The sequence below is a fragment of the Streptomyces aurantiogriseus genome (assembly GCF_014649375.1).
Classification (GTDB): domain Bacteria; phylum Actinomycetota; class Actinomycetes; order Streptomycetales; family Streptomycetaceae; genus Streptomyces; species Streptomyces aurantiogriseus.
The window spans coordinates 71372-84538 of record NZ_BMSX01000020.1 but is presented as its reverse complement, the minus strand read 5'-3'; the positions used below and the strand labels follow the sequence as shown (position 1 = coordinate 84538).

Genomic DNA, 13167 nt, shown 5'->3' with positions numbered 1-13167 from the left:
CCCTCCTGACGCCGGCCCCGGTCTGTCACTACCGGGGCAGCACCACGACATGGGCGGCCGGATCGCGGTCCCCGGACGCCATCAGGGCCGTACGGACGACCGTCGCCTGCTGTTCCATCGCGTCCCGGAGTTTTCTCGGGGTGATGTACACGACCGTGATGCCCAGGCGCTCCAGGTGTTCGCGCTTGCGGGCGTACTCGGACCAGAGGGCGTCGTCGTCCTGCCGGTGGCCGTGGCGCGGGGCCCGTGTGTCCAGCTCCACCGCCACCGCGTGGTCCGGCCAGTACGCGTCGACGCCGCCGAGGTGGGGGCCGCCCGGCAGGCGGAGGTCGACGTTCCAGACCGGGTCGGGGAGGCCGTACTCGCGGACCATCGTGTACAGGCGGGCCTCCGCGATCGCCCGGCCCTCGGCGAGCAGCGCGTCCACGGCGTCCACCACGTGCGGGCGGCTCAGCAGCTTCGCCAGGTTCAACTCCCGTACCACTGACGCCGGTTCGCAGTGCCCGCCGCGCACCGCCTCCGACAGCAGCCGCCGTACCGCACCCGCGTCCGTCAGCTGGGCCACCGCGTCGGCGAGCGCGCGCGGCACCGGGGCCACGGGGACGCCCGTGACCTGCTCGGGGGCCGGCAGGGCGGGGGTGCGGACGATGTGCGCGCAACCCGTGGAGCGCAGCCGGCGCAGCCGGGGGACCAGGACGTCGATCCGCTCCAGGGAGGGCAGCGGGGGCGCGGAGGTGAAGCCGTGCAGGGTGAGCGCCGCGAGACCCGTGATCATCGCCTCCGCGTACACCGGGCGATGCGGTTCGCCGGCGCCCGGCTGGACCGGCACCCCGGAGGTGGACACCTCGCGGGCCGCGTACAGCAGGACCATGTGCAGCCGCTCCTCGCTGGTCGGCGGCCCCGGGTGAAGCAGGTGCACACCCGGGAGGAGCTGCTGCCAGGGGCCACCGGGACGGCACTGCTCGGCGATCTCGGCCGACGAGACGCCGTGCGAGCGGAGCTGGGCCGCCGTCATGACGCGGCGCTGCACGTCCGACAGGTGGCGGACGGGGCGGGGGGAGGCCGGGGGGAGCGGCGTGTTGTGGTTCATGAATCGCAGATTCCCGCGCCGGATCCGCCCTTTAACCGCTGTTACACGTCCGTCGACAAATGCGGACAAGCTCGTCCTAAAGGACAGGTGTTCGGATGCCGAGTAGGCACCGAAAACCCCTGGTCCATCCGGTGGGCGCCAGGGGTTACGGTTCTGATTGCCTGAATTCCGTAACGGTGACGGTCCGCGGAATTCATGGCCAGAGATCAGATGTGTTCGGCCCTCGCATCGCACGCCTGTCCGCGCAGCCCCCGCGCCAGGTCGTCCCACGCCTCCAGGACCAGGCGGCGCAGCGCCGGGGGCGCCGACTCGTGCGCCGCCAGCCAGACGTCCGTCTCCACCAGGGTCGCCGGGGAGTCCTGGAGGGAGGGGAACAGGCCCTTGACGATGCTCATCGCGATCTGGATGGAACGCTCGGACCAGATGCGTGCGATCACGGCGAAGTACTTCTCCGCGTACGGAGCGAGCAGCTCCCGCTGCGAGGGCTGGTTGAAGCCCGCGATCGTCGCCTCCACCAGGGCGTTGGACAGGACGTCGGACTCCACCAACTGGGCCCACGCCTGCGCCTTGACCGCCGCCGAGGGGCGGGCGGCGAGACAGCGGACCTGGTGGCGCTTGCCGGAGGCCGTGTCGTCACGGGCCAGTTCCGCCGCCAGCACCGACTCGTCGGCGACGCCGTGCGCCGCCAGCGGCTCCAGGAACGCCCAGCGCAGCTCCTGGTCCACCTCCAGGCCGTCGATCTTCACCGTGCCGTCCAGCAGACCCTGGAGCAACTCGAAGTCGGAGGCGGAGGACGCCGCCGACGCGAAGAAGCGCGCCCAGGCCAGCTGGTGCTCGCTGCCCGCCTCGGCCGCCCGCAGCTCCCTCAGCGCGCCCTCGGCCAGCAGCCGCTCACCGGTCCCGCGCAGGGGCGGCGCCACGTAGTGCACCAGCGCCGACTCCGCCCACGCGTGCAGCATCTGCAGCACACCGATGTCCGACTCGCGGCCCGCGAAGCGCAGCACCAGGCCGATGAAGTCCCGCGCGGGCAGCAGCGCGTCCCGGACGAGGTTCCACAGCGCCGACCAGCACAGGGCGCGCGCCAGCGGGTCGGTGATGTCCTCGAGGGACGTCCGCAGCGTGTCCAGCGAGGTCTCGTCGAAGCGGATCTTGCAGTACGTCAGGTCCTCGTCGTTGACCAGGACCAGCTCCGGGGCGTCCTGGCCCGCCAGGTCCGTCACGACCGTCCGTGTGCCTTCCACGTCCGTCTCGGTGCGCGCGTACCGCACCAGGCGGCCCTCCTCCCGGCGGTACAGCCCGATCGCCACCCGGTGCGGCCGCAGCTCGGGGTGCTCCTCCGGCGCCTCCTGGAGCACCGCCAGTTCGCTGATCCGTCCCTCGGCGTCCAGCAGCACCTGCGGAGTCAGCGAGTTCACGCCCGCCGTCTGGAGCCAGGATCGCGCCCACGTCGCCATGTCCCGGCCGCTGGTCTCGGCCAGCACCGACAGCAGATCACCGAGGCGCGTGTTGCCGTAGGCGTGCCGCTTGAAGTAGCGGCGGGCGCCCTCCAGGAACGCGTCCTGCCCGACGTACGCCACCAGCTGCTTCAGGACGGAGGCGCCCTTGGCGTAGGTGATGCCGTCGAAGTTGAGCTTGGCGTCCTGGAGGTCGCGGATGTCGGCGGTGATCGGGTGGGTGGAGGGGAGCTGGTCGGCGCGGTAGGCCCAGGCCTTGCGGCGGTTGGCGAAGGTGATCCAGCCGTCGGTGAAGCGGGTCGCGCCGACCAGGGAGAAGGAGCCCATGAAGTCCGCGAAGGACTCCTTCAGCCACAGGTCGTCCCACCACTCCATGGTGACCAGGTCGCCGAACCACATGTGCGCCATCTCGTGCAGGATGACGTTGGCCCGGCCCTCGTACGACGCCTGGGTCACCTTCCCCCGGAAGATGTACTCCTCCCGGAAGGTCACCAGCCCCGGGTTCTCCATCGCCCCCAGGTTGTACTCGGGCACGAACGCCTGGTCGTACTTCCCGAAGGGGTACGGGTAGTCGAAGTGGTCGTGGAAGAAGTCCAGGCCCTGCTTGGTGATCAGGAAGACGTCGTCGGCGTCGAAGTAGGGCGCGAGACCCTTGCGGCACAGCGCGCCGAGCGGGATCTCCAGCCGCGTACCGTCCTCGAACACCCGCTCGTAGGAGTCCGTCACGTAGTGGTAGGGACCCGCCACCACACAGGTGATGTACGTCGAGATCGGCTTCGTCTCCGCGAACCGCCACACCCCGTCCGTGCGCTCGCCGACGCCGTTGCTCCACACCACCCACTCCTCGGGCGCCCGCACCTCGAAGCGGAAGGGCGCCTTGAGGTCGGGCTGCTCGAAGTTCGCGAAGACGCGGCGGGAGTCGGCCGGCTCGTACTGCGTGTAGAGGTAGACCTCGCCGTCCTCGGGGTCGACGAAGCGGTGCAGGCCCTCGCCACTGCGGGAGTAGGCGCACTGGGCGTCGACGACCAGCTCGTTCTCGGCGGCGAGGTCCTCCAGCAGGATCCGGGCGCCGTCGAAGACCTCACCGGGATCCAGATCACGGCCGTTGAGGGTGACGGCGGTCACGCTCGGCGCGACCAGGTCCGCGAAGCAGGTTGCGCCGGGCTCGTTGCAGCGGAAGCGGATCGTGGTGACCGAGCGGAAGGTGCGTGGACCGTCCCCGGCCTGGTCGCCCACCGCCGACCGCACGTCGAGCGACACGTCGTAGCCGTCGACGGAGAGCAGGGCGGCCCGCTCCCGGGCCTCGTCGCGGGACAGGTTCTCACCGGGCACGGGCGGTACTCCCTCAGGGCGTTGACGGCAGGGTTCCGGACAGGACCGATCCTGCCATGCACCCCTGACCCCGGACAGCAGGGAGCGACCGGCCGAACGGGCGGGGAACGACCGGCCGGGTCGGCGGGAAATGACCGGCCGGGTCGGATGGGGAACACCCCACCGGACGGGTGGGGAATGACCGGCCAGGACGGCGGCGTTCACCGGGGAAACGGTTCGCCTTGAGGAGAGACATGTCGGAGAAGACCCCCGTCGACTTCTGGTTCGACCCGCTGTGCCCCTGGGCCTGGATGACCTCCCGCTGGGTGCTGGAAGTGGAGAAGGTCCGTGACATCGAGGTCCGCTGGCATGTGATGAGCCTCGCCGTCCTCAACGAGGACAAGATCGACGAGCTGCCCGAGGAGTACCGGGACATGCTCGCCACCAAGGCGTGGAAGCCGGTGCGGGTGGTGACCGCCGCCTGGCAGAAGCACGGCGCCGATGTCCTCGGCCCGCTCTACACCGCGCTCGGCACCCGCTTCCACAACAACGGCGAGGGCCCCACCCTGGAGGCGATCGCCGGCGCCCTCGCGGACGCCGGACTGCCCGCCGACCTCATCGACTACGCCGACCAGGAGGACTTCGAGTTCGACGCCGAGCTGCGCGCCTCCCACAAGGAGGGCATCGAGAAGGTCGGCCAGGACGTCGGCACCCCGGTCATCGCCGTCCCCGGCCCCGACGGCGAGCAGATCGCCTTCTTCGGCCCGGTCGTCACCCCCGCCCCGAAGGGCGAGGAGGCCGCCCGCCTGTGGGACGGCACCCTCGCGGTCGCCTCGGTCCCCGGTTTCTACGAGCTCAAGCGCACCCGCACCAAGGGTCCGGACTTCAGCAACCTGTAGCCGACGGGTGGGCCGCCCCCTGCCGGTGACCTGTCACCACTCCTCCGGCAGGGTGGCGCCCGCCTTCCAGTTGTCCTTGCGCTGCACCCGACGGCAGCCGTCCCGCTCGCAGCGCTGGTAGGCCGCCGCGACGAAGACCTCGTTCTTCCTCAGCGTCGGCCGCAGCACCCGCTCGGCCGCCGCGCTCTCCGCCCCGCTCTCCAGGTTCCGGAAGTCCTGCATGGTGTCGTCGCAGTTCGGGCACCGCACATACGCCATCAACGCCTCCTCGGTGGACGACCGCGGCCGCCGGCGGTAGCGGACGACGCGCCTCGGCAGGCCCCGGGAAGGCGTCCATGATGCCCCCGGCGGCCCGCTGCGGCTCTCTTCACGCGCCAGCGAACCTGTGAAACGTCCGCGACGCTGAGTCGGACCGGCCGGTACGACGTATCCGCCCCTGCGACGGACGGTTGGCCGACAGGCGAGGAGGGCGCGGTGAGGATCGTGGGGAACGGCCGGACGGGCGAGGCCGGCGAGAGCGGTGGCCGTGAGGACGGGCAGCTCCGCGGAGCGACGACCGGTACGCGGACGACCCTGCTGCTGGCCCGGCACGGGGAGACCGTGTGGCACGCCGAGAACCGGTACGCGGGGCTGACCGACGTGGCCCTCACGGAGCGGGGCCGAGCCCAGGCGGAGGCCCTCGGCCGGTGGGCCGCCGCCCACCCCGTGGACGCGGTCTGGACGTCCACCCTCTCCCGCGCCGCCGCCACCGCCGAGCCCGCCTGCCGGGCCCTGGGGCTCGCCGCGCGGCGCGAACCCGCCCTGCGCGAGTGCGACTTCGGGGTGGTCGAGGGCCGCACCTTCGCGGAGTTCGCCGTCACCGATCCGCAGCGGGCCGAGGCCTTCCGGGCGGACCCGGTCGGGCACCCCTTCCCGGAGGCCGAGGATCCGCGGACCGCCGCCGCCCGCGGCAGTGCCGCCCTGCGCCGGATCGCCGCCGCCCACGAGGGTGAGCGGGTCCTGGTCGTCGCCCACAACACGCTGCTGCGGCTGGCGCTGTGCCGGCTGCTGTCGATTCCCCTCGAGCACTACCGCCGGATCTTCCCCCAGCTGCGCAACGCCGCCGTGAGTGAAATCCGTATGGAGGGACCGAGTACGGCGCTCGTGTCGCTGAACGTGCCCTGTGAGTCGTAGGAACATCAGTGCCCACCCGTGACCCCGGAGGCCATACTCACCCCATGACGGACATCGACACCTCGGTGCCGCACTCGGCCCGCATCTGGAACTACTGGCTGGGCGGCAAGGACAACTACCCGGTGGACGAGGCGGCCGGCGACGCCTACACCGCCGTCTTCCCCGGCATCGTCACCATCGCCCGCAGCAGCCGCGCCTTCCTCGGCCGCAGCATCCGCCATCTCGTCCAGGAGGCGGGCGTCCGCCAGTTCCTGGACGTCGGCACCGGCCTGCCCACCGTCGACAACACCCATGAGGTCGCCCAGCGGCACGCCCCCGAGTCGAGGATCGTCTACGTCGACAACGACCCGCTGGTCCTCGCCCACGCCCGTGCCCTGCTCACCTCCACGCCCGAGGGCGCGACCGCCTACGAGGACCTCGACCTCTACGAGCCCGACCGCATCCTGGAGGCGGCCGGCCGGACCCTCGACCTCACCCGGCCCACCGCCCTGATCCTCAGCGGCATCCTCGGCCACGTCGCCGACCACGACCAGGCCCGCGACCTCGTCCGCAGCCTCATGTCCGGCCTGCCCTCCGGCAGCTACCTCTCCCTCAACGAGGGCTCCCGCGGCACGGACCCGGCCTACGAACAGGCCCAGGACGCCTACAACGAGACCGGCGCGGTCCCCTACTTCCTCCGCCCGGTGCACCAGATCGAGGCCTACTTCGACGGCCTGGACCTGGTTCCCCCCGGCGTGGTCTCCGTCCCCCTCTGGCACCCCGACCCCACCGATCCCGACCCCCGGCCCATCGGCCAGCACGGGGGCCTGGCCCGCAAACCCTGACCTCTCTGGAGGGCGACCGCAGCTGGGTCGCAGCCGGGTACACCCGCGCGGCGTCGACTGAGCCGCCCCGGCCGCAGCACGGGAAAACCCCCGCGAGTCACGTCCTCGCGGGGGCTTCCCTCTTTCCGCCCGCCTGCGTGAAGGGTGAGAAGACGATCACGAGGCAGGACGCTTCATGCATGCCTCAGGGGGCCAGCAGCAACACATCGGCACGGGACTTCGCGGCCTCGTGGCGCCGCGCGACGTCCTGCCAGTTGACGACCTGCCACATCGCCTCGATGAAGTCGACCTTCTGGTTGCGGTACTGGAGGTAGAAGGCGTGCTCCCAGGCGTCGAAGACGAGGATCGGTACCGAGCCCTGGCCGACGTTGCCCTGGTGGTCGTAGACCTGCTCGACGATCAGCCGGCCGCTGAGCGGCTCGTGGGCGAGGACGCCCCAGCCGGAGCCCTGGGTGGTCGCGGACGCCTTGGAGAGCTGCGCCTTGAAGGCGGCGAAGGAGCCGAAGGACTCGGTGATGGCGTCCGCCAGCTCGCCCACGCCGTCCGCCGCGAGGGGCTCGCCGCCGCCGTCGCCCGTCATGTTCTGCCAGTAGATCGAGTGCAGGATGTGCCCCGACAGATGGAACGCCAGGTTCTTCTCCAGCCCGTTGATCGAACCCCACTGCTCCTTGTCCCGTGCCTCCGCCAGCTGCTCCAGCGTGTCGTTGGCCCCCTTCACATAGGCCGCGTGGTGCTTGTCGTGGTGCAGCTCGATGATCTCCGGGCTGATCACGGGGGCGAGCGCGGAGTAGTCGTAGGGCAGTTCAGGCAGCGTGTAGACGGGCATGACGGGTTCCCCTCCGAACCTCTTATTGCAAGGAGCTTGCAACTACACGCTAGCAACAAAAAGGCCCTCACGTGTGCGACGTGAGGGCCTTTCCGCCGGTGAGGCGCGTCAGCTCCTGGCCCGCCTCCGCTGCCGGATGTACCCGACCACCGCCAGGAACGCCGTCATCGCGCCCGTCGAGTACAGCTGCACCCGCGTGTCGGGCTCCCGGGCCATCAGGACGAAGACCGCGGTCATGCCGGCCAGCGCGACCCAGGTCAGCACCGGGAACGCCCACATCCGCACGACCAGCTTCTCCGGGGCCTCGCGCTCCAGCCGCCCGCGCAGCCGCAGCTGCGAGACGGCGATGAAGATCCAGACGACGAGGATGACCGCGCCGATCATGTTCAGCAGCCAGGGGAAGACGTCGTCGGGCCGCCAGTAACTGAGCAGCACGCAGACGAAGCCGAAGACGCAGGAGACCAGGACGGCGGTCCGCGGGACCCCGCCCGAGACCCGGCCCAGCGCCTTCGGACCCTGGCCGCGCTCCACCAGGGAGTAGGCGATGCGCGAGGAGCCGTAGATGTTGGCGTTCATCGCGGAGAGCAGGGCGGCCAGGACGACGACGTTCATGACCTGGCCGGCGCCCGGGATGCCGAGCTGGTCGAGGGCGGCGACGTACGGGCCCTTCTCGACGACCTCCTTCGCGTCCCAGGGGACGAGGGTGACGATGACCGCCATCGAGCCGATGTAGAACAGCGCGATGCGCCACATCGCCGTCCGGACCGCGCTCGCCACCCCGCGCACCGGGTTCTCCGACTCGGCCGCCGCGATGGTGACGGTCTCCAGGCCGCCGTAGGCGAAGACGGAGGCCAGCAGACCGACGACCAGGCCCTCGCCGCCGTTCGGGAGGAAGCCGGTGAGGTGGGAGGCGCCGGGGGAGTCCGTGCCGGGCAGGAGGCCGGCGATCGCCAGCACGCCCAGGACCAGGAACAGTGTGATCGCGCCGACCTTCAGCGCCGCGAACCAGAACTCGAACTCGCCGAAGTTCTTCACGGCGGCCAGGTTCGCCCCGCAGAAGACGACCATGAACAGCGCCACCCAGGCCCACTCGGGTGTGCCCGGCAGCCAGCCGGTGACGATCTTCGCGGCGCCGATGCCCTCCAGGCCCACGGCCGTGCACAGCAGGACCCAGAAGGACCAGCCCGCGGTGAAACCCGCCCACGGCCCGATCGCCCGCTCGGCGTGCGCCGAGAAGGAACCCGACGACGGATACGCGGCCGACATCTCGCCCAGCATCCGCATCACCAGCATCACGAGGAGACCGGAGAGGGCGTAGGCGAGGACGATCGACGGACCGGCGGCGGCGATGCCCGCACCGGAACCGACGAAGAGACCCGCGCCGATGACGCCGCCGAGGGCGATCATCGACAGATGGCGCTGTTTGAGGCCGTGGGAGAGGGAGACGTCCGGCTCTTGTGGAGTCCGTGGAGTCCCGACGGTGGTGCTGGGCATGGGCGCGGCTCGTCCAATGCGTGAGATGGGCAAAAACGCCCACAGTCTGGGCGGCCCGTCCGCTCACGCGGAGGGGCCGCCCACTATCCGGACGCGCCGGGTGCGGACCGTGTCTACGCCGCTACGGACGTGTAGTGCGCCGCGTCCCCCTCCACCGACCAGCTCTCCTTGCCCTCGACACCGACCGGGACGTCACCGGCGACGGTCACCCGGTGCAGGCGGCGCGGCAGCTTGTCGTAGTTGTCGACGGCGTAGTGCTGGGTGATGCGGTTGTCGAAGATGACGAGCTGGTTCGGCGACCAGCGGTGGCGCAGGACGTTCTCCGGCCGGGTGACGTACGACTGGAGCAGGTCCAGGACCTTGCGGGACTCGTCCACCGACAGGCCGACGATCCGCTGGGCGAACCCGCCGATGAACAGCCCGCGTTCGCCGGTCAGGGGGTGGACGCGGACGACGGGGTGGGCGGTGCGGTACTTGATGGACGTGAACCGGGCGCGCTGGGCGGCCCGTTCCTCGTCGATGTCCTCGACCGGGACCGCGTAGTCGTAGTCGTTGGTGTGCTCCGCCCACAGGCCGTCGGCCAGCCGGCGCAGCGGCTCGGGCAGCCGGCGGTAGGCGGCCGCCGAGCTGGCGATCAGGGTCTCGCCGCCGTACGGCGGGAGCGTGATGCTGCGCAGGGTGGTGGCCTGCGGTGGGTTGAGGACGAAGGTCACGTCGGTGTGCCAGTGGTTGGCGCTGCCCTGCTCGCTGTCGACGGGCAGCACGTTCGGGGCGCCGTCGACGGCGGGCACCGTCGGGTGAGCGGTGGTGAGGTCGCCGAAGTGGCGGGCGAAGGCCTGGTGGCCCTCGTCGTCGAGGTCGACGTCGTCGAAGACCAGGGCCTTGTGGACGTTGAGGGCCTCGCGCAGGGCGGCGACCGTCTCCTCGTCGAGCGGCCGCGCGAGGTCGACGCCGCGGACCTGGGCGCCGATGTGTGCGGTGACCTTGCGGATGTCGAGGGACATGGAGGGGTCCTTTCAGACGAGGGCGGGGGTCTGGGCGTACTGGTTGGCGGGGCGGGGGAGGCCGTAACGCTCCCGCAGGGTCCGGCGGGGGCCGTAGTCCGTGCGCAGCAGGCCGCGGGCGCGCAGGAGGGGGACGACGTGGTCGACGAAGGCGTCGAGGCCGGACGGCAGGACCGCGGGCATGATGTTGAAGCCGTCGGCGGCGCCCTGGGTGAACCAGGTCTCGATCTTGTCGGCGACCTGCTCGGGCGTCCCGGCGAAGGTGAGGTGCCCGCGTCCGCCGCCGAGCCGGCCGATCAGCTGCCGCACCGTGAGGCGTTCGCGCCGGGCCAGTTCGACGATGAGCGTGTAGCGGCTCTTGGCGCCCTCGATGGCGTCCTCGGACGGCAGATCGGCGGGGAGCTGGGCGTCCAACTCCAGTGATCCCGGCTCCAGTTGGAGCAGCTGCTCCAGCCGCTGGACACCGTGCTCGGGCACGATGTGCTCCTCCAGGACCCGCTCGTGGGCCCGCGCCTCGGCCTCCGTCGAGCCGATCACCGGCACGATCCCGGGCAGCACCTTGATGTGCTCGGGTTCCCGGCCGACGGCAACCGTCCGCGCCTTGAGGTCGGCGTAGAAGGCCTGAGCGTCGGCGAGCGTCTGCTGGGCGGTGAACACCGCCTCCGCGTACCGGGCGGCGAACGCCTTGCCGTCCTCCGAGGAGCCGGCCTGCACCAGCAGCGGGTATCCCTGCGGCGTACGGGGCACGTTGAGGGCGCCCTCGACGCTGAAGTACGTGCCCTGGTGGCGCGGCGGGTGGATCTTCGCGTCGTCGCCCCAGACGCCGGCCGCCTTGTCGGCGACGATCGCGTCGTCCTCCCAGCTGTCCCACAGCTTCAGCGCCACGTCGAGGAACTCGGCGGCCCGGGCGTACCGCTCGGCGTGGGCGGGCTCGGCGTCGAGCCCGAAGTTGCGGGCGGCCTCGGCGCCGGCGGTGGTGACGATGTTCCAGCCCGCCCGGCCACCGCTGATGATGTCGAGCGAGGCGAACTTGCGGGCCAGGTTGTAGGGGGAGTTGTAGGAGGTGGAGGCGGTGGCGATCAGGCCGATGTGCTCGGTCGCCGTGGCCAGCGCGGTCAGCAGCGTGAGCGGTTCCAGGGCGCCGGCCGGGCGCTGGGCGACCGTGCCCCACAGGTGCGGGCCGTCGGCGAGGAAGAGGGAGTCGAAGGTGCCGCGTTCGGCGATCCGGGCGAGCCGTACGTAGTGGTCCAGCTCGACGTGGGCATACGGGTCACTCTCGGGGAGCCGCCACGATGCTTCGTGGTGGCCGGTGTTCATCAGGAACGCGTTGAGGTGGAGTTGCCGGGGCATGGGGGTCCTTTGCTGCGGAGGGCGTACGAGTGCCGGTCTGGTGCGTCGAGCCCGTCGTGGGGGCCCCGCTCATGGGGCCCCTGCGCGAGCGAAGCCGAGAGCGGGGAGAAGCCGAGAGCGGGGGAGTCCGAGGACGTGGCCCGTTCAGGGCCGAAGCGGGGGTCCGGGGGCGGCAGCCCCCGGCAGACGGTCCCTGCGGCCGACGGTCACCCGCCGTCCGCCGTCACGCCCAGCGCCGCCAGCAACCGCACCCGGTACTCGCCGCGCGCCTGTGCATCGCGGTCGACGGTCAGGTCGAGGCCGATCCGGCCGTGTTCGAGGACGAGGACCCGGTCGGCGAGCGCGATCGCCTCGTCCACGTCGTGGGTGACGAGCAGCACGGAGGGCCGATGGCGCTCCCACAGCTCGCGCAGCAGGGCGTGCATCCTGATCCGGGTGAGGGCGTCGAGCGCGCCGAACGGCTCGTCGGCGAGGAGGAGTTCGGGCTCGCGCACCAGCGAGCGGGCCAGGGCGGCGCGCTGGGCCTCGCCGCCGGACAGCTCGTTGGGCCAGGCCCGTTCCCGGCCGGCGAGACCGACCTCGGCGAGGGCCTCGCGGCCCTGCTGCTCGGCCTCCTTGCCGTCGAGCCCGAGCAGGACGTTGGCCAGCACGCGCCGCCAGGGCAGCAGCCGGGAGTCCTGGAAGACCACGGACACCCTCTCCGGCGCGGTGAGCTGCCCGCTTCCGGTGACCTCGTGGTCGAGCCCGGCGACCGCCCGCAGCAGGGTGCTCTTGCCGGAGCCGCTGTGCCCGAGCAGGGCCACGAACTGGCCGGCGGGGATGTCGAGGTCGATGCCGTCGAGGACGGTGCGCCCGTCGAAGGAGCGGGTGAGTCCCCGGAGCTGCACGGCGGGACGGGTCAGTTGCTCAGTGTGCGGCGCCACGACAGCACCCTCCGTTCGATGAGGCGGACCGTGCTGTCGGAGACGAGACCGAAGATCCCGTAGACGACCAGGCCGACGAGGATGACGTCCGACTGGCCGTAGTTCTGCGCCTGGAACATCATGTAGCCGAGACCGCTGGTGGCGTTGATCTGCTCCAGCACCACCAGGCCCAGCCAGGACCCGGTCACGCCGAGCCGCAGCCCGACGAAGAACCCGGGCAGGGCGCCGGGGATGACGATCTCCCGGATGAAGCGCAGCTTCGACAGGCCCTGCACCTCGGCGAGTTCGACGAACCGGTGGTCGATGCCGGACAGCGCGGCATGCGTGTTCAGGTAGATCGGGATGTAGACGACGATGGCGATGATCGCGATCTTGAAGGTCTCGCCGATGCCCAGCCAGAGGATGAACAGCGGGATCAGGCCGAGGGTCGGGATGGCCCGGTTGAGGTTGACCGTCCCGTCGATCAGCGCCTCCCCGGTGCGGGTGAGACCGGACGCCAGCGCGAGCACGATCCCGGCGGTCAGGCCGATCACGAAGCCGGAACCGGCCCGCTGCAGCGAGGTGAGGATGTCGGTGGTCAGCGTCCCGTCGGTCCAGAGACGGGCGCCGGTCTCCACCACCGTCCAGGGCGCCGGGATCGCGGCGGGGTCGAGCCGTCCGGCGGCGGAGGCGGCGGCCCACAGGACGAGCAGCAGCAGGGGCCCGGTGAGCCGGGCGGCGGGCAGACGTGTGCCGGGGGCGAGCCCGCGGCGGCGGGCGCGGGGCCGCTCGTCGGCGACGACGACGGGGGCGGCCGTCTTCAGGGTGGTCGTGGTCATG

The 13167-nt window shown here is 71.4% G+C and carries 12 protein-coding genes; 3 read left to right on the top strand and 9 right to left on the bottom strand.

Annotation, left to right across the window (positions count from 1 at the left end):
• Positions 1–28: 28 nt before the first annotated feature.
• Together IE263_RS34585 and pepN are read right to left on the bottom strand one after the other, a co-directional pair.
• The gene (locus IE263_RS34585) at positions 29–1090 is read right to left on the bottom strand and encodes a hypothetical protein (protein ID WP_189941992.1); all 1062 of its coding nucleotides are present in this window, start codon (positions 1088–1090) and stop codon (positions 29–31) included.
• 206 nt (positions 1091–1296) lie between these two features.
• On the bottom strand, positions 1297–3876 hold the full coding sequence (gene pepN / locus IE263_RS34580; protein ID WP_189941991.1) for an aminopeptidase N: 2580 nt from the start codon (positions 3874–3876) through the stop codon (positions 1297–1299).
• Between the two features lie 233 nt (positions 3877–4109).
• On the opposite strand from pepN, the gene IE263_RS34575 reads away from it, so the two are divergent.
• The gene (locus IE263_RS34575) at positions 4110–4754 is read left to right on the top strand and encodes a mycothiol-dependent nitroreductase Rv2466c family protein (protein ID WP_189941990.1); all 645 of its coding nucleotides are present in this window, start codon (positions 4110–4112) and stop codon (positions 4752–4754) included.
• A gap of 33 nt (positions 4755–4787) precedes the next feature.
• Here IE263_RS34575 and IE263_RS34570 read toward each other — a convergent pair whose 3' ends face one another.
• Positions 4788–5012, bottom strand: a complete 225-nt coding sequence (locus tag IE263_RS34570; RefSeq protein WP_189941989.1) for a hypothetical protein — start codon at positions 5010–5012, stop codon at positions 4788–4790.
• Positions 5013–5327: 315 nt separating this feature from the next.
• Between IE263_RS34570 and IE263_RS34565 the strand changes: the two genes are divergently transcribed.
• Positions 5328–5927 (top strand): histidine phosphatase family protein, encoded by a 600-nt coding sequence (locus IE263_RS34565; protein WP_189942091.1) that lies wholly within the window; start codon positions 5328–5330, stop codon positions 5925–5927.
• A 44-nt stretch (positions 5928–5971) separates the two neighbouring features.
• Entirely contained in the window at positions 5972–6751 is a 780-nt protein-coding gene (locus tag IE263_RS34560; RefSeq protein ID WP_189941988.1) for an SAM-dependent methyltransferase, read from the top strand.
• 184 nt (positions 6752–6935) lie between these two features.
• Here IE263_RS34560 and IE263_RS34555 read toward each other — a convergent pair whose 3' ends face one another.
• From IE263_RS34555 to IE263_RS34530, 6 genes are all read right to left on the bottom strand, one after another.
• Positions 6936–7577, bottom strand: coding sequence for a superoxide dismutase (locus IE263_RS34555; RefSeq protein ID WP_189941987.1), 642 nt, complete (start codon positions 7575–7577; stop codon positions 6936–6938).
• A gap of 108 nt (positions 7578–7685) precedes the next feature.
• Positions 7686–9071: an amino acid permease gene (locus tag IE263_RS34550; RefSeq protein WP_189941986.1), complete on the bottom strand. Its 1386-nt coding sequence runs from the start codon at positions 9069–9071 to the stop codon at positions 7686–7688.
• A gap of 113 nt (positions 9072–9184) precedes the next feature.
• Complete coding sequence (locus IE263_RS34545) at positions 9185–10075, bottom strand: TauD/TfdA dioxygenase family protein (protein WP_189941985.1); 891 nt, start codon at positions 10073–10075, stop codon at positions 9185–9187.
• 12 nt (positions 10076–10087) lie between these two features.
• Positions 10088–11425 carry an LLM class flavin-dependent oxidoreductase gene (locus IE263_RS34540; RefSeq protein WP_189941984.1) on the bottom strand — a complete coding sequence of 446 codons (1338 nt, stop codon included), beginning with the start codon at positions 11423–11425 and terminating at the stop codon, positions 10088–10090.
• Positions 11426–11631: 206 nt separating this feature from the next.
• Positions 11632–12348, bottom strand: coding sequence for an ABC transporter ATP-binding protein (locus IE263_RS34535; RefSeq protein WP_189941983.1), 717 nt, complete (start codon positions 12346–12348; stop codon positions 11632–11634).
• Positions 12324–13166: an ABC transporter permease gene (locus IE263_RS34530; RefSeq protein ID WP_189941982.1), complete on the bottom strand. Its 843-nt coding sequence runs from the start codon at positions 13164–13166 to the stop codon at positions 12324–12326. Before IE263_RS34530 ends, IE263_RS34535 begins: the two co-directional genes overlap by 25 nt.
• Position 13167: the final 1 nt, after the last annotated feature.